Origin of the sequence: Stenotrophomonas sp. Br8, assembly GCF_014763005.1 — a bacterium.
In the GTDB taxonomy this organism is placed as follows: domain Bacteria; phylum Pseudomonadota; class Gammaproteobacteria; order Xanthomonadales; family Xanthomonadaceae; genus Stenotrophomonas; species Stenotrophomonas lactitubi.
This window is the reverse complement of the sequence record NZ_JACGTN010000016.1, coordinates 207,620-223,763: the sequence shown is the minus strand read 5'-3', so window position 1 is coordinate 223,763 and position 16,144 is coordinate 207,620. Positions and strand designations below refer to the sequence as shown.

General features: G+C 68.4%; 13 protein-coding genes. 2 read left to right on the top strand and 11 right to left on the bottom strand.

The annotated features are described in order from the left end of the window. Positions 1–38 precede the first annotated feature (38 nt). The 3 genes from H3005_RS15085 to H3005_RS15075 form a co-directional block, all read right to left on the bottom strand. Positions 39–362 carry an I78 family peptidase inhibitor gene (locus H3005_RS15085; RefSeq protein WP_191078498.1) on the bottom strand — a complete coding sequence of 108 codons (324 nt, stop codon included), beginning with the start codon at positions 360–362 and terminating at the stop codon, positions 39–41. Positions 363–451: 89 nt separating this feature from the next. Continuing rightward, positions 452–1,471 (bottom strand): ribonuclease H-like domain-containing protein, encoded by a 1,020-nt coding sequence (locus tag H3005_RS15080; RefSeq protein WP_191078497.1) that lies wholly within the window; start codon positions 1,469–1,471, stop codon positions 452–454. Continuing rightward, positions 1,468–3,957: a DEAD/DEAH box helicase gene (locus H3005_RS15075; protein WP_191078496.1), complete on the bottom strand. Its 2,490-nt coding sequence runs from the start codon at positions 3,955–3,957 to the stop codon at positions 1,468–1,470. The genes H3005_RS15080 and H3005_RS15075 overlap by 4 nt, the downstream gene beginning before the upstream one ends. A 182-nt stretch (positions 3,958–4,139) precedes the next feature. Here H3005_RS15075 and H3005_RS15070 point away from each other — a divergent pair, with 182 nt between their 5' ends. Then, complete coding sequence (locus H3005_RS15070; protein ID WP_089241765.1) at positions 4,140–4,661, top strand: hypothetical protein; 522 nt, start codon at positions 4,140–4,142, stop codon at positions 4,659–4,661. A gap of 37 nt (positions 4,662–4,698) precedes the next feature. Further along, a complete protein-coding gene (locus H3005_RS15065; protein ID WP_100554331.1) occupies positions 4,699–5,373 on the top strand; it encodes a hypothetical protein in 675 nt (224 codons plus the stop codon). 72 nt (positions 5,374–5,445) lie between these two features. Here H3005_RS15065 and H3005_RS15060 read toward each other — a convergent pair whose 3' ends face one another. Genes H3005_RS15060 through H3005_RS15025 form a run of 8 tightly spaced genes read right to left on the bottom strand, consistent with a single transcriptional unit; the run spans position 5,446 to position 16,126 of the window. Next, positions 5,446–7,251, bottom strand: coding sequence for a hypothetical protein (locus H3005_RS15060; RefSeq protein WP_100554332.1), 1,806 nt, complete (start codon positions 7,249–7,251; stop codon positions 5,446–5,448). Then, on the bottom strand, positions 7,248–9,413 hold the full coding sequence (locus H3005_RS15055; protein WP_100554333.1) for a hypothetical protein: 2,166 nt from the start codon (positions 9,411–9,413) through the stop codon (positions 7,248–7,250). Before H3005_RS15055 ends, H3005_RS15060 begins: the two co-directional genes overlap by 4 nt. Beyond that, positions 9,410–10,531, bottom strand: coding sequence for a BatA domain-containing protein (locus tag H3005_RS15050; RefSeq protein ID WP_100554334.1), 1,122 nt, complete (start codon positions 10,529–10,531; stop codon positions 9,410–9,412). The genes H3005_RS15055 and H3005_RS15050 overlap by 4 nt, the downstream gene beginning before the upstream one ends. Continuing rightward, entirely contained in the window at positions 10,528–11,424 is an 897-nt protein-coding gene (locus H3005_RS15045; protein ID WP_100554335.1) for a DUF58 domain-containing protein, read from the bottom strand. The genes H3005_RS15050 and H3005_RS15045 overlap by 4 nt, the downstream gene beginning before the upstream one ends. A gap of 7 nt (positions 11,425–11,431) precedes the next feature. Beyond that, the gene (locus H3005_RS15040) at positions 11,432–12,415 is read right to left on the bottom strand and encodes a MoxR family ATPase (RefSeq protein WP_100554336.1); all 984 of its coding nucleotides are present in this window, start codon (positions 12,413–12,415) and stop codon (positions 11,432–11,434) included. A 13-nt stretch (positions 12,416–12,428) separates the two neighbouring features. Beyond that, positions 12,429–13,136, bottom strand: a complete 708-nt coding sequence (locus H3005_RS15035) for a DUF4159 domain-containing protein (RefSeq protein WP_025876014.1) — start codon at positions 13,134–13,136, stop codon at positions 12,429–12,431. Next, complete coding sequence (locus H3005_RS15030; protein ID WP_100554337.1) at positions 13,136–14,470, bottom strand: TldD/PmbA family protein; 1,335 nt, start codon at positions 14,468–14,470, stop codon at positions 13,136–13,138. Before H3005_RS15030 ends, H3005_RS15035 begins: the two co-directional genes overlap by 1 nt. A gap of 21 nt (positions 14,471–14,491) precedes the next feature. Then, complete coding sequence (locus tag H3005_RS15025) at positions 14,492–16,126, bottom strand: TldD/PmbA family protein (RefSeq protein WP_191078495.1); 1,635 nt, start codon at positions 16,124–16,126, stop codon at positions 14,492–14,494. Positions 16,127–16,144: the final 18 nt, after the last annotated feature.

The window sequence follows — 16,144 nt, the reverse complement described above, 5'->3', positions numbered from 1 at the left end:
GGCCGGCANNGGCCAGCGGCCGGCACTACCCCGGTTGATCAACCGCAGCTGGCGCGCTCGATGCGGTTCTGCGCGTCCACCTGCACGGTCACGCGGTCCTGGCGGAAGTCCATGGTGACCGCCATGCCCGGTTTGACCACGCGTGCGTTGCGCGCGCCACTGTCTGCCACCAGCTTCTTGATCGTCGCTTCGTCGGCGACCCTGCCGGTAAAGCTTTCCAGCGTTTCAGGCTTGCACTCCTGGGGGCCGTCAGACACCTTGGCCGGCAGACTGCCGACCTCGGCGGAGGTGTTGCCACCGGCATGGCTGCAGGCCGCCAGCGGCAGGATGGCCGCAAGCAGCAACAGGGAGGATCGACGCATGGCAGTACTCCTGGGTGACGTTCAGTAGCGGCAGTGTCGCCGGGATGTGTGTCAGCGATGTCAACGCGGCCTGAACCCGCCCTTCCCGATCATCCGCTTACCAGCGCCAGCGTCTCGCGCTCGCGCTGTTCCTCGCGCACCAGCCGCTGCAGCAGCAGCGCCAGGGTCACCACGTCCTGGTGGTTGTGGTCGGCCACCCGGCGCAGGTTCAGCGCATCGCCGCCGCGCAGGTAACGCAGCCACGCAGCGGGAGCTTCCGAACCGGGCAGATCGTCCTCGCGCACCACGCGCAGCAGTTGCCGCTCGATGGTGGACAGCTTGCAGTTCTCCCACGTGCCGCGATAACGGCGGCGGGTGGGGTAGAGCAGGTCCACGTGGTCGAGCGCGCTGATGGGGTCGGGCTGGCGGGCCAGCCGGTAGCGCGCCTTCAGCAGCGGCGCATCGTAGCTGCGGCCGTTGTAGCTGCAGAACACGGTATGCGGCTGCAGCCAGCGGGCGAAGGTGGCCAGCATGGCTTCTTCAGCGGCCATGGTGGAGATCAGCAACTGGCGGATGCGCAGGCCCTCGCCGCGCTGTGGGCACACGTACCAGTCGGCGGCGCCGATCATGAAGGCGCGGGTGCCGGTGCCGCCGGCCAGGCCGGTGGTTTCGGTATCGAAGAACAGCAGGTCGCGCGCAGCCACGTGCTGGTCTTCGCGCTTGGCGAACGCCAGCGACAGCGGCATGGTGGGAATCGGCTGTGGCTGCAGCGACTCGATCAGGAACAGGCCGGGCGCGATCTCTTCACCGGGCAACTGCCGGTCCTGCGCACTGGCACGTGCCGGCGCCGGGCCGCCACGCGAGCGCATGCCGAGCAGGCGATGCAGGCTGCCGACCTCGGGCCGTCGCAGTGCTGGCGGCGCAGGCGTGGAGGTGGCGGTGCCGGTCGGCTTGTGGCGGATCTCCTGTTCCACCCAGGCGAACACCGAACGCTCGGCCGGTGGCTGCCGCGCATCGTTGGCGGCCACCAGCACCGGTGGCGTGTCCTGCGCCGGCGCGGCAGGCGTGGCTGCTTTCGGGTCACCGGCCTGCTTCCGCAGCAGGCGCAGCTTGTCCAGGCTCAGGCTCACGGGGCGATCAGCTCCATCGGGTCGCGCGTGCTCACCACCACGTCGGCGACGTGCTGGCAGGCATCGGCATCGAACAGGTCGAGCACGCGCAGCGCCAACGCACGCGGTGAGGTTTCATCTTCTTCTTGGGCGGCCAGCACCGGGCCGACGCAGGCCGGACAACCCGCCCTGCAGTCGCAGCGCTGTACCAGTTCGCGCGCGCGCTGTACCAGCTCGGCCTGGCGCTGCCACAACGGCTCGCTCAGACCGACGCCACCGGGGAAGTTGTCGTACAGGTAGACGGTCGGCACGAATTCCTGCAGCAGTTCCACCGCGCCCGGTTCGCCATCGCTGCCACGCAGCTGGCCGCGCCCGCTCTGGTCGGCAATCGCGATCCAGGTGCCATCGCCGTTGCCCACCGACTTCTGCAGGTCGCGTGCATCGGCCATCACCGCCACCGTGGCGACGATGTGCAGCGCATAGGCGGCGCCGAGGAAACCATCCAGCGCATCCTGCTTGCTGGCGAAGGCGCGCAGCAGCAGTGCCTGCGGCAGCTGCCACCACACCGCGGTGGTGTGCAGTTCCTGGTCGGGCAGGTTGACCGGGCCGTAGCCGATGTTCTCGTGCGTGTAGTAGCGGATCTTCTTGTAGCCGGCCACGCGGCGCACCACATGCACTTCGCCATGGTGCGAATCACCCCGACCGGCCACGCCGCCATCGAAACGGTCCAGCACCTTGAGCTTGGTGAAGTCGATGCTGTCGGTGTAGTAGTCCACGTGGGTGCGGGTGACATAGGCCTTGCGGCCTTCCCAGTCCAAGGTTTCCACCTGGTAGGGGGTGGACTGCACCATGTGGATGGCGCCTTCGTACAGGGTGAGCGCGGCAGCCGAATAGTCGACCTCGGCGATGATCTGCTGGCGGCCATCGCTGCGGTCGACCACCACGAAGTTGCCATCGGCCACCGCACGCAGGCTGACCGCGTTGGCCGGGTAGCTGTCGGCGATCCATTCCCAGCGCTCGCCTTCGCGGTGGATCACCTCGGTTTCGGCCAGTGCTTCCAGGAACACTTCCGGGTCGATCGGGCCGAAGCCATCGCCGACCCGGAACGGCAGTTCGAATGCCGCGCATCGGATGTGATCGAACAGGATCAACGGCTGGTCGGGCGCGATGCGCGCGTGTTCGGGCGAGGCCTCGGCGAAGAAGTCCGGATGGCGCACCACGTACTGGTCCAGCGGCTGCGAGCTGGCCACCATCACCCCGAGTGCGGGCTGCTGGCGGCGGCCGGCGCGGCCGAAGCGCTGCCAGGTGGCGGCCACGCTGCCGGGATAGCCGTTTAGGATCACTACGTCCAGGCTGCCGATGTCCACGCCCAGTTCCAGCGCCGAGGTGCTGACGATGCCGTCGATGTTGCCGGCACGCATCGCACGCTCGGTCTCGCGGCGCTCGGTGGGCAGGTAGCCGCCGCGGTAGGCGCGGATGCGCGGTGGCTTGCGCGGGTCGTGGTCGAAGATGTCCTTCAGGTACTTGGTCAGCACCTCCACCATCAGCCGGGTCTGCGCGAACACCAGCGTCTTCAGCCCGGACTTGATCGCGATGCGGGCGATGCGGTTGCTCTGCGAGCGCGCCGAGGCACGCAGGCCCAGGTCCGGGTTGATCACCGGCGGGTTCCACAGCAGCACCTGCTTCGGCCCGCTGGGCGCGCCGGATTCGGTGATGGCGGTGACCGGCGCTTCGATCAGCGCCTCGGCATGCGCCTGCGGGTTGCCGATGGTGGCCGAGCACAGGATGAACTGCGGTTGCACCCCGTAGAACGCGCAGATGCGCTTGAGCCGGCGCAGCACGTTGGTGACGTGGCTGCCGAACACGCCGCGATAGGTGTGCACTTCGTCGATGACGATGTAGCGCAGGTTCTCGAAGAACTGCGCCCACTTGGTGTGATGCGGCAGGATCGCCTGGTGCAGCATGTCCGGGTTGGAAACCACGATGTCGCCATGCAGGCGGATCGCCTGGCGGGCATCGCCGGGGGTGTCGCCATCGAAGGTGAAGGCCTTCACCCCGAGGTCGCCGGCGCGGTTGAGCTCCAGCAGTTCGGCCACCTGGTCCTGGGCCAGTGCCTTGGTCGGGAACAGGTACAGCGCCTTGGCCTTGTCCTGCATGGCGGCGCTGACCACCGGCAGGGTGTAGCACAGCGACTTGCCGCTGGCAGTGGGGGTGACGATGGCCACGTGCTCGCCACGCTGGCTGGCGTCCCAGGCCTCGGCCTGGTGGCTATAGAGCTGCTCGATGCCGCGTGCCTTCAGTGCCGCAGCCAGGGCCGGTGGCACGGAATCGGGAATCGGCGCGTAGCGGCCTTCGCGGCCGGGAATGGCGAAACTGCCGGTGATGCGATCCTGGTAGCGGCGCTGCAGGCGTGCACTGAGCAGGGCGCCATCGCGGGCGGGCAGGCCATCGCGGGTAGCGAGCTGCTGCTCCGCATCGGCGGTGCGCTTGGCGAGTTCGTAGGCCATGGGAAGAGGATTTTCAGGGGGTCACATGGCACCACAGATGGGTCTCAGCATGTGAGACACCGTGACGGGAGGGAGTGAATCATTCAGTGCGGCGCGCTGTGCGCTGAACGCCCGTGCCACCGCCAACGAAATCTGAAGCCCGCATCCGTATCCTTGGTCGCTGGACGCAACCAACAGGGTGGATGGCTGTGGCACGACGTGGAACGCAGGGAGCACTTCTGGCCAGCCTGCTGCTGACCGGCATCGCGCAGGCGCAGCAGGCCGCGCCGGTGACAGTGCCCGACCCTGCGCCTGCTCCCCCTGCGGACGCACCGGCAGCAATCACCGCGCCGGTTTCCAGCACCCTGCCGCAGGACAACGTCACCACCCTCGGTGAAGTGCGTGCGCTCAAGCCTGAAGACGACCAGCCGCTGGACCTGTACCGCTTCAAGAATCCGCTGAAGGCCGAGAACAACCGCTTCAGCCGCAACTGGAGCGAGCCGCCGTCGCCCGAACAGGTCAGCATGGCCGGGGGCTACATCATGATGGGCGTGGTCAAGGGCGTGATGGCGGCCGCAAAGGGAGTGAACAAGCTCACCGGTGGCCCGGACCAGATCCAGTCGGCCATCGCGCGGCCGCCACCGGAACTGAGCGCCGAGCAGCAACGGCGCGCACTGCAGTTCTGCGCGCAGCAGGACGGTTGCGGGGCACCGCCTCAGAAGTAGGCGGTATCCTGCGGACCTTCCCTTCGAGGCTGCCTGGATGCTGCTACGTACCCTGTTCCTGCTTGCGACGCTGAGCCCGCTTGCCGTGTCCGCCAGCGAGCTGACCGATGGTGGCTCCTGCCGCAATGGCGCGTTTCCTTCGGAGCAATCGGGCTTTGCCCTGGCCAAGGTGGTCGGCACGCCGCGCCTGTACCTGCTCGGCGACATGGACGGCTGCCCCGCGAAAGGCGAACCCGCCTGCCGCCAGCGCAGCTACGTGGTGAGCGGCGATACGGTGGTGACCGGGCGCGATCTTGGCGGTTACCGCTGCGCCTTCTTCCCGAACAAGGTCGGTGGCAGCGCAGGCTGGGTGGATCGCAGCAAGCTGCAGGCGTTGCCGGTTCCCACCCCTACGCTGCAGGCCTGGTCGGGAGACTGGAAGGACAGTGACAACGGCCTGCAGATCCGCGTGCGTGACGGCCAGCTGCACGTGGAAGGCGATGCCTACTGGCCCTCGGCCAACCCGACGCCGGCCGAACGCCCGGGCGGCCCGAACATCGGCGCGGTGAGTGCACAGGCGGCGCCGCGTGGCGCCCAGGTCGACTTCGTGGAAGACACCTGCACGGTGCACGCGCAGCTGCTGGGGGACGTGCTGATCGTGGCCGACAACAGCGAGTGCGGCGGCATGAACGTGCGCTTCAACGGCGTGTACCGGCGCGCCGGGAAACGTTGAACGGCGCATTCCGTCGATTCACGCATGGCGTCAGTAGATCCACGCCATGCGTGGATGGTGCTTGCGTTCCAATCAGCGCCGTCGCTCAAGCCACCACAGCAGCGATGCGCACAGCACGAACGCCAACCACCACGGCCAGCGCGGCCCCGGAACGCGCTGGTCCGCCTGCGAGGTAGCCGGTGCGGATGTAGCCAGCCGCTGCGCGGTGGCATCGATCATCGCCTGTCGGTGCAGCGCCGAGGCCTGCTGCGGATCGAACACGTAGCGCCAATGCACGCGGTCGCCTTGCTGCAGGCGCTGCCAACCGGCCTGGCGCGGCCACCAGCCCGCACATCGCGCCGCGCCGGTGCTGCCGTCGACGATCAGCGGTACGCCCTTGCCGTGTGTGTCGAAGGCTTGCAGCGGTGCCTGCATGCCACACAGCGACTGGCGTTCGCCGGCCCAGGCCAGTGCCTGTGGCGACCATGGGCCTTCGGTACCAGCCTGCGCGCGTGCCAGGGTGGCGAACACTGAGCTCCACAACTCGCCGTGGCGATCCTCGCGACCGGCCAGTACCCAGCGCCAGCTGTCAGTGATCGGCAGCATGCCGATGCGACCCTTGCCGACGGCGCGCCAACCGCCGATGGGCTTGCCGTCGCGATCCCGCAGCAGGGCGCGGCTGCCGTCGGCCTGCAGTGCCAGGTACTCCAGCGCCGGCAGCGCTGCTGCGTGCGACGCGCGGTCCGCTTCTTCGCCATCACCGGTGGGCAGGGTGCCGGCGGCAAGGGGCCCGCGACGTGCCTGCAGCATCGTGGCGTCACCCTCGCCGGGCTTCGCCGCGATCTGGCTGCCGGCATCGCCCTGCAACGGCAGGCCAAGATCGCGCAGGCGTTGCCGTGCGCTGGCCGATGGCGCGCCGGTACTGCGCACCAGCAGGCCAAGGCCGTCGCGCACGGCCTGGCGCACGGCCGCCATCTGACCGGCGCCGAGTGCGGCCAGGCTGCGTTCGTCGAGCAGCAGCAGGTCGCTGCGCGCCAGCGTGGCTGCGTCCAACGCCACGCTGCCATCGCCCACGCTGAGACCTGCGCCGGTCTCGGCCTGTACCTGCACGCGGATGCCGGCATCGGTGGCCCAGCGGCGCAGGTACTTCAGTTCGGCGCCCGGTGCAGCAGCGCGCACCAGCAGGCGCAGCGGAGCGGCGGCCAGCGTCTGCTGCGGCACCGGCACGCTGTCGGCCACATGGCCCTGCGCATCCAGCAGGCGCAGCTGGAACACGCTACGGCCTTCGGCGCGGGCGATGCCGCTGAGCTGCACACGGCCATCGGCTGCCAGCGGCGCACGATCGACCACGGCGCCAGCCGGGTCCAGCAGTTCGGCCTGCGCGCGTTCCACGCCGCGTGCCTGTGCGTGCACATCGAAGCGGGCACCGGGAGCTGCGTCCGCAGGCGGCTGCAGCGTGATCCAACCGTTGAGTGCAGGCGCTGCCTGCCAGCGCGTATCGGTGGGCAGTCCGGCATCGCGATCACGCGCGGCCAGACCGGCTCCGACCAGGGTCACCGTAGAGGACGGATAGCGGCGCAATGCGGTGGCCAGGTCCGGCACGCGCGCTGCACCGGCCATGGCCGTTGCTTCCGGCAGCAGAACCCGGGTTGCGCCGGCCGGCAGCGCACCCGCCTTGTCGGCCTCGGCGCCGATCACCACCAGGCCGGTCGGGGCAACGCGTTGTGATGGCGGCAGCAGGCAGACGTACAGCAGCGCAGCGGCGGCGGCCTGCAGCGTGAGTACGGCGATCAGACGGCCGCGACCCCGCGTGGGCGAACGCAGCTGGCGGGCACTGGCGACGAGCACGATCAGCCCCAGCACGAGCGCGATCCACACATTCAATGCCGATGTGCTCATGGCTGGGCCTCCAGCGCGTCGAGGTAGCGCTGCCCCATGGCATCGGCTGCACTGCGTCGCATCACCTGCGGCAGTGGCCGCTGCAGTGCGCGCCACAGCTGCGCACGCAGGCGCTGTCGGCACTCGGTGCAGCCGGGTTCGATGCGCAGTTGCTCGATGGCGGCAGCCAGGTCCAGTGCGTCGGGCAGGAAGGCGCTGTTGCGCTGCTGCCAAGCGGCCAGCATGTTCAGGTCGGGCGTACCGCCCTCGTCGCCCAATCGCTGCCAGGCCTCGACGACGGCTGGGTCAAGGGGCGTGCGCGCGGCCAGCGGCAGTGCGCGGCTGGCCAACCCGGCACGGTCGCCACTCAAGCGTCGGCCCTCGTCGATCGGCGGCAGCTCCGGGCCGACGCGGGCGAGGTAGATGCGCTCGGCCTGCTGCACCTGCTTGATGAATGCCAGCGCTTTGTAGGCAAACGGCAGGGCCTGCTCGGGGCGCCCCTGGCGCAGCTCGCCTTCGGCCGACCACATCTGGTCCAGTGCTGCCTTCAGTGTGGCGCGCGTCTGCGGGTCAAGCAGTGTCGCCGCCTCGGCGTGGTCGTGGGTATGCCCGTACTCGGACAGCACGTCGGTGGCACTGCCGAACACCGGCGGCGTGTCGCTGCCGTTGGCCGCACCGCCGTGGTCGTGGCCGTGCTCGTCATGTGCGCCTGCCTGCGCCTCGTGATCGTGCTCATGATCGTCATCGTGCGCGTCGGCCGCGGGGGTATCGCTGGTGGGCAGGTCGCTGGTCGGCGGTGGCTTCGGCGCGCCCTCGCTTTCCTCGCCCAGGAACTGGCCGTAGCGCAGGCGCAGGATTCGCTGGTCGACGCCGATGGCATCGCTGCGCTTGATGAAGGTATCGGCGGCAACGCCCCGGCGTTCGCGGATCAACGCCTCGGCATCGATGATGATCTGCCGCTGGCTGCGGAAGTACGCAGGCAGGGTCTTCTTGATGCGGCCTTCCAGTTCGGCACCGAGCACGGCTTCGGTGCTGGGCAGGCGCAGGATCACGCTGCTGCTGCGGCCGACCTGTGCTGTCGGCGCGTGATTGTCGCGCACTTCCAGTTGGGCGATCACATCGTTGCCGGGCTGTGCGCCCAGAGCGGCCAGGTCGAGGGTGTGGGCAAAGCGCCGTGCCGTCGCCTCGCCGCTGCCGTTGAGGGTCACGCTGCGCCGGACGAAAGTGATGTTCTCACCGCTGCCTTGGGTGGTGGTGATCGACAGCGTCGCCTGCGGGAGGACGCCATGATCGTCGCTGGCCTCGAAGCGCAGCGTCCACTGCCGCTGCCCGGGGCTGCCCAACACCAGGCTGGCAGCAGGGTCGATCACGCGCACCGTGGGCGCACGGTCGGCGACCACGTCGAGCCGATGCAGGCGGGTGTCGGCCAGCGCCGGTTCGCTGACCACGCGATACAGCACCGGGGTGCGCGCCACATCCTGCGCCTGCCACTCACCGTCGTGCTCGTGCAATGGCAGGCGACGGCCATCGTGGAACTGCAGCCAGGCCTTGCTGGGTGCACGGTCGAAGCGCAGCGACCAGAACACGCGACTGTCGGCGGCGACTTTGGCGTCGAGTGCGTTCTGTGTACGCGTGGGTTGGCCGGTGTAGGCCGGTGCATCGATGTGCAGGCGGGTGGACTGAAGACGCAGTGGACCGGCCTGGCTGCTGCTTTGCGGTGTCGCAAGGGCGGCGGTGCGCGGTGCGGCGTTGTGCGGCCAGCCCAGTGCCAGCCCAGCGACGGCGATGCCGCCGATCCAGCACAGCGCCACCGCCCTGCGCGGCCAGCGTGGTCGCAGCTCGGGGAGATTGCGTTCAAGCGCCGCCAGCACGTGCGTGCGCTGGCGTTGCTGCAGTGGATTGAGTGTGGCGGCGTTGGCGAACAGCAGGTCGGCGCTGTCCTCGCTGGCACCACTGGCATCCAGCCTGCGCTGCAGCCAGCGCCGGTCCAGCTGCCGGGCGCGCGTGGTTGCCACGGCCGCAATGAGGAGCAGGGCCACGGTCGCCACGACGCAGGCGATATCAAAACCCGACAGGCGCAGCGCCAGTGCCGCCGCCGCCAACGCCCATGGCAGGCCCAGCAGCAGAGTGACCGCGGCGCGGCGCCGGCGTGCGCGCTGCCATGCCTGTTGCAGCGTCTTCATGGTGCAGCCCTGCGTCGCGCGCTGCTCGCCATCCAGCGCTCAAGCGCGAACAGAAGCACGATCATCAGCAGCAGCCAGGAGGTCGGTTCACGCAGGGGCGGCGTTGCCGCTGGCAGCGTCGCGCGACGTGGCGCCTGGTCCTGCGCGTCACCCAGGTGCGGGGTCGATGGCGGTTGCAGGGCCTGCAGCAGGTCGCGGGGCAGGCTGTCATCGCGGAGTGCACTGTTGCGGGCCGCGTTCCATTCGCCGCGCAGATGCAGCAGGCGGCCTTGGCCGATGCGCTGCAGCCATAGCAGCGGCACATTGTCTGCATCACGCAGCAGGACGGCTGCGCCCGCTGGCGGCTTGGCAGCGGTCAGCACCGTGCCGCCCTGCTGCAGCCAGCTCTGCCAGGTGCCAGGCAGTACATCGGTGCCGGTCCACACGCCGATCTCACCGCGGCCCGGCAACGCATCGTCGGCCAGGGGAGCCGCAAGCGCTTGCGTGCTCCATGCGCGCTGCAACGCGCCCAGCCATTGCAGCGCTGCCGCCGGGGCATCGCTGCGCGTACGCAGGCGTGGTGCCACGGAGGCGTGCGGCGCTGCGGTGACGGCCAGCGCGTGTGGCTGCCATTGCACCTCGCGCGACAACTGCAGGCGGGCGCCATCAAGGCCGGGCAAGGGATCGGGTACGTGTACGGTCAGCGCGGTGCCGGCCGGCAGCTGCGCATCCAGCTCGCGCAGCAGACTGGGCAGGGAAGCAGCGTCCACCGGCGTGGGCTGGTCGATGGGCGGAAAGCCCGGCGCCAGCCAATGCCAGTTGCGTGCATCGGCGTTGCCGCGCAGTGCGTTCGCGTCCAGGCCCGGTGCCACCACCGTCCACGCCGCTGGCACCGGTGCAGGACCGGTCAGCGCCGGGCGCGCCAGCAGCAGGGCCAATGCGGCCAGCAACAGCAGGCGCGCCAGCAACAGTGGCCAATCATCGAAGCGGATGCGCTGGCGCGGTCGTATCTGGGCGCGCAGCCAGCGCAGCGCAGCGAAATCCAGCGGCGTATAGGGATGACGACGGGCGAGGTGGATCAGCAGTGGCAACAGCCATGCAGCCAGCGCCGCCAGGCCCAGCGGGAACAGCAGGCTCATGCGCCGCCCCTGCGGCCGAACAGCGCCTGCAGCGGCTGGTCCAGCGGCTGGTCGAGCCAACCGGTGGCGGTGGCGATGCCACTGGACTGCAACCGCGCCTGCAGCGCGGCATGGGCCTCGGCGAAGCGCTGCAGGTAGTCGGCACGGATCGCGGCGCCATCGCCGAGAAGTTCATCGCCCGTTTCCGGGTCGCGGAAACGATGACCTGCGTCGAACGGGAAATCGCGTTCGTCGGCGGTCAGCACCTGCAGCAGCATCACCTCGCGGCGCGCGCTGGCCAACTGCTCCAGCAGCACGATGCCTGCGTCATCAAAACCATCGCCGATGGCCAGCAGCAGATCGCCAGGGCGCACGCGCTCCCACAGCGGCCGCAGGCGCTCGGCGGTCGGCCATCCGCCACGCGCCTGCAGGGCATGCAGTTGCAGGTGCACGCGGTCACGCTGGCGCGCGCCATGTGCGGCCGGCACCAGCTGCAGGCCTTCGCCGTCGATGGCCAGCAGGCCGAAGCGATCACCTTGCTGCAGTGCCAGCTCGACCACGCAGGCTGCCAGTTGCCGCATGTGATCCAGGCGGCTGCGTCCAGGTGCCGCGCGGTCGGCCTGGCCCGCCGAGGCGGTGGCATCGAGCAGCAACCACACGGTGATCGGGCTTTCGCGCTCGGATTCACGCACGAAGAAGCGATCCGAGCGCGCGTACAGCTTCCAGTCGATCTGGCGCAGTTCGTCGCCGGGCTCGTAGGCACGGTACTGGGCGAATTCCAGGCCGGCACCGCGACTGCGGCTGGCATGCTGGCCGATGCCGCTCGCGCCGCTGGCCAGGCGTGGCCACAGCCGCAGCGCACGCAAGCGCGCACGCAGGTCGGGTGGCAGCAGCAGCGGCGTGCCGGCAGTCACCAGTGGATCAACCGGGGAATGGAACGGCCTGCAGCAGTGCGGCGACCACATCGTCAGCCCGCTTCTGCTCGGCCTCGGCGGCGAAGGACAGCAGCAGGCGATGACGCATCACCGGTGCGGCCAGCGCCTGCACATCCTCGCGGGTGGCGGCGAAACGTCCCTGCAGCAGTGCGCGCGCCTTGGCGGCCAGCACCAGCGACTGCCCGGCACGCGGGCCTGCACCCCATTTCACCCACTGGTTGATTGCCGCCGGTGCGCCCTCGCCGGGACGGCTGGCGCGCACCAAGCGGGTGATCCAGGCCAGCACGTCGGGGCTGACATGCACCTGGCGCACCGCTGCCTGCAGCGCGATCACCGCGTCGGCATCCATCACCTTCGGCACGCTTCCAGTGGCGCTACCGGTGGTCTGTTCCAGGATCTGCCGCTCTTCTTCCTCGCTGGGGTAATCGACCAGCACGTGCAGCAGGAAGCGATCCAGCTGCGCTTCGGGCAATGGATAGGTACCGGCCTGTTCGATCGGATTCTGCGTGGCCAGCACGAAGAACGGCGCCGGCAACGTGTAGGTCGTGCCGGCGTAGCTGACGGTGCGTTCCTGCATCGCTTCCAGCAGCGCGGCCTGCGTCTTGGGCGGGGTGCGGTTGAGCTCGTCGGCCAGCAGCAGGTTGGTGAAGATAGGGCCCTGCTGGAAGCGGAAATGGCGATGGCCGGTACCGTGGTCTTCTTCCAGCAGTTCGGTGCCGAGGATGTCGCTGGGCATCAGGTCCGGGGTGAACTGCACGCGCCGGAACTGCAGTTCCAGTGCCTGCCCCAGCGAGCGAACCAGCAGGGTCTTGCCCAGCCCCGGCGCGCCTTCCAGCAGGCAGTGGCCACCGGCCAGCAGGCCGATCAGCAACTGCTCGACCACCGTGTGCTGGCCGACCACGGCGTGGGCGAGCGCAGCGCGCAGATCGTGCAGGCGCGGCAGCAGGGTATCGAGGTCGGGGGAAGTCATGGGCGTGGTCCGTTCAATTGTTCAATGCATACATCACGATGTTGACGCCGAAGCGGGTGTTGTCTTCGGCCAGGAAACGCTTGTTGCGCCAGTCGTAGTCCCACTCGCAGCCGTAGTCCTTGTTGCTGTAGAGCAGCCCCAGCCGACCGTCGACTTCGATGCCTTTCAGGTAGTCGTGCACCAGGTCATCGCCCCACCCGTTGAGCTCGAAGCTGGTTGCGGGAGGGCCGTCGGGGAAGCGGAAGAAGCTGCGGTACAGCGCGTGGCTGTTGGGCAGCTTCTGCAGCGCCTTCGGCCCGAACAGCCGGCCCATCTGCGCTTCGAACGAGGTGGCAAACAGGCCATCGATATCGTGGTTGCAGTCATCGACGAAAACAAAGCCACCATTGCGCACGTAGCGCACGAAGTTCTGCCGTTCGGCGGCGTTGAACTCGACCAGGGTGTGCCCGGCCAGGTAGCAGAATGGCGCCTCCAGCATGCGCGGGTCGGCCAACGCCACCACGCGTTCCTGCGGGTCCACCCGCAGGGAGGTGTAGTCGATCAGCGAGGTGATCAGGTTGGACGGCATGCGCGCGTCCACGTCCCAGTCACCGGAGTCGTACTGCAGGCGGGTGAACCAGAAGTCGTAGCGCGAACTGCGCGGGCCTGCCTGTGCCCATGCCGGCAGCGCCGCCGCCGAAGCGGCAGCGGCCAACCAGCGCAGGCAGGCCCGGCGATCCATCAGACCGCGTCGGACAACGACGTAAAGGTGAAATCGCGCAGCTTCATCGGCGGAATCATCATCACGAAGCTGGATTCGTCACCGGCCACGCGCACCGGCTTGCCCAGCTCTTCGATGTTGTTGAGCATGATCACCGGCGACTCGTTGAAGCGGAAATTCTTCACCGGGTGCTTGATCTGTCCGTTCTCGATGTAGAAGGTGCCATCGCGGGTCAGGCCGGTCAGCAGCACGGTCTGCGGGTCGACCATGCGGATGTACCAGGTGCGGGTGACCAGGATGCCCTTCTGGGTGCCGCGCACCAGCTCGGCGGTGTTCTTCTCGCCACCACTCATCAGCAGGTTGCCGGGCGTGGCCTTGGCGGTCTTGCCCTGCTTCTGTGCCCAGAAGCGCGAGTAGTCGAGGTTGGCGACCTTGCCGTTCTCGATGATGGCGATGCGCTCGCGCGGCATGCCTTCGCCATCCCACGGCAGCACCGGCGCATCCGGATGCCACGGGTCGGCGTGCATGTTCACGCGCGGATCGTAGACCTGCTCGCCCAGCTTGTTGCCGCCGCCCTTCTTCGACAGGAAGCTGCGGCCTTCGTCAGCCGAGCGAGCACTGAAGAAGTTCATCATGAAGCTGATCAGGCCCGCGGCCGCCGCCGGTTCCAGGATCACCGTGTACTTGCCGGGTTCCAGCGCCTTGGCTTCCTGCGACTCGGTCGCCTTGCGCATCGCGATGCGGATGTCCTGGTCGGCCTTGAAGTCGGCCGCGTCCTTCAGGTTGCGACCCACCCAGCCCGAGCCACGGCCGTCTTCGGTGCGCACGGTGCAGGTGTAGTCGAAGTTGGTGCTGCGCTGGTAACCGAAGTTGCCGTTGCTGTTGGCCGTGGCGTAGAAGCCCTGGCCGTCTTCCAGGAAGCCGGCGGCGATCAGCCCGTTGCCACGGCACGGCGCGATCGAATCGGCGGCGACCTTGGCACGGAAGGCCGGATCGATGGCGGCAGTGGATTCGCTGAAGGTCGGGCTGGCGCGGTAGCTCTGCTTGCCGATGGCCGGCATGAACTCCGGGTTCTCCGGGGCAAGGCGGGCCAGGTCTTCGGCGCGACGGACCACGCGCTGCAGCGCGGCGTCGTCGAACTCGTTGATCGAAGCGGTACCCACGCGCTTGCCGAAAGCCACGGTAACGGCCAGTTCGGTGTTGTCGACGATGCCACTGGTGGACACGTTGTTCAGGGCGAAACGGATGTTGCCGTTGATCGACCCCGCCAGTACGGCGGTGCACTCATCGGCCTTGGACAGGGCGATGACCTTGTCGAGGATGGCCTTGGCCTGGGCTTCGGTGAAGATACTCATGGTGTAAGGGCTCCTGACCGGTCAGCCGAGGCTGCGTGCGGTGTTGATGACGTTGATGCCGTTGAAGCGCGCGGTCGAAGACCCGTGCGAGACCGCCGAGACCTGGCCGGGCTGGCCCTTGCCGTCGAAGAACGAACCGCCCAGGCGGTAATCGCGCTCGTCGGCGACGGCGCTGCAGGCGTTCCAGAACTCCGGCGTGCGGATCTGGTAGGCCACGTCTTCAAGCATGCGGGTGATCTTTCCGTTCTTGATCTCGTAGAACAGCTGGCCGCCGAACTGCGCGTTGTAGCGCTGCTGGTCGATCGAGAACGAACCGTCACCGATGATGTAGATGCCGTTCTCCACGTCCTTGATCATGTCCGACACGCTCAGCGGCGACTTGCCCGGCGCCATCGACACGTTGGCCATGCGCTGGAACTGCACGCTGGACCACGAGTCGGCGTAGCAGCAGCCATCGGATTCGGTCTTGCCGAGGATGTGGGCCTGGTCGCGGATGGTCTGGTAGTCCACCAGCTTGCCGTTGCTGATCAGGTCCCAGCGCTTGCACTTCACGCCTTCGTCGTCGTACGCCACCGCGCCGAGGCTGCCCGGCTGGGTCTTGTCGGCGAAGATGTTGACGTGCTCGCTGCCGTACTGGAAATGCTGCTCACGCTTGTCCAGGGTGGCGAAGCTGGTGCCGGCGTAGTTGGCTTCGTAGCCGAGCACGCGGTCCAGTTCCAGCGGGTGGCCGATCGACTCGTGGATGGTCAGCCAGGTATGCGACGGATCCAGGATCAGGTCGTACTTGCCAGGCTTCACCGACGGCGCCTTCAGCTTCTCCTGCGCCTGCTTGGCCGCCGCGATGGCATCTTCCTTCATGTCGTAGGACGAACCGTAGTTGACCACGCCATTGGGCGTCAGCACCTTGCCGGCAGCGGCGCCATCCAGGTACTCGTAGCCCAGGCCCATCGGCGCGGACAGGCCTTCGCGGGTGCGGAACTTGCCGCTGGCCTTGTCGATGGCGGTGATCGTCATCGGTGCCCAGATGCGGTGCACGTCCTGGTCGATGTAGGAGCCGTCGGTGGAGGCGAAGTACTTCTGCTCGTTCATCAGGAACAGCATCGAATTGACGAAGCTGGCGCCGGCGCCCATCGCCGCGGCGTTGACGTCCAGCAGCAGGTCGACCTTCTCCTTGATCGGTACCTCCATCGCATTCTTGCGGATCGGCGTCTTCCAGCTGACCTCGCCCACGCCCGGCGCCTTGGCCAGCTGCACCGGCGCGGTCTGCACGCCCGCGTTGGCCTTGGCGATCGCCGCCGCCTGCTGTGCCGCACGAGCCACGTCGGCGGTGCTGAGTGCATTGGTGGCGGCAAAGCCCCAGGCGCCGTTGACGATCACGCGGATGCCCACACCGGTGGACTCGGTGTTGACCACGTTCTGCACCTTGTCTTCGCGGGTGATCACGAACTGCCGCAGGTAGCGGCCGATGCGCACGTCGCAGTAGGTGGCGCCGGCGCTGCGTGCGGCCTGCAGGGCGGCGTCGGCCAGGCGTTTTTTCAGCGCAGGGTCGAGGCTGGACTGCAGGTGCTCGGCGGCGATCGCCTTGCCGAAGAACGACGGCACGATCAGGCCGCCAGCGGTAAGCCCGGTCAGGGCCAGGAAGTCACGTCTGTGCAAGGCTGCTCTCCATGAAGG

Bases quoted from the DNA above. Each gene is read 5' to 3' on its own strand.
- H3005_RS15065 (WP_100554331.1), top strand. From the start codon at position 4,699: ATGCTGCTACGTACCCTGTTCCTGCTTGCGACGCTGAGCCCGCTTGCC.
- H3005_RS15035 (WP_025876014.1), bottom strand. From the start codon at position 13,136: ATGGATCGCCGGGCCTGCCTGCGCTGGTTGGCCGCTGCCGCTTCGGCG.
- H3005_RS15085 (WP_191078498.1), bottom strand. From the start codon at position 362: ATGCGTCGATCCTCCCTGTTGCTGCTTGCGGCCATCCTGCCGCTGGCG.
- H3005_RS15070 (WP_089241765.1), top strand. From the start codon at position 4,140: ATGGCTGTGGCACGACGTGGAACGCAGGGAGCACTTCTGGCCAGCCTG.
- H3005_RS15030 (WP_100554337.1), bottom strand. From the start codon at position 14,470: ATGAGTATCTTCACCGAAGCCCAGGCCAAGGCCATCCTCGACAAGGTC.
- H3005_RS15040 (WP_100554336.1), bottom strand. From the start codon at position 12,415: ATGACTTCCCCCGACCTCGATACCCTGCTGCCGCGCCTGCACGATCTG.
- H3005_RS15060 (WP_100554332.1), bottom strand. From the start codon at position 7,251: ATGAGCACATCGGCATTGAATGTGTGGATCGCGCTCGTGCTGGGGCTG.
- H3005_RS15055 (WP_100554333.1), bottom strand. From the start codon at position 9,413: ATGAAGACGCTGCAACAGGCATGGCAGCGCGCACGCCGGCGCCGCGCC.
- H3005_RS15075 (WP_191078496.1), bottom strand. From the start codon at position 3,957: ATGGCCTACGAACTCGCCAAGCGCACCGCCGATGCGGAGCAGCAGCTC.
- H3005_RS15050 (WP_100554334.1), bottom strand. From the start codon at position 10,531: ATGAGCCTGCTGTTCCCGCTGGGCCTGGCGGCGCTGGCTGCATGGCTG.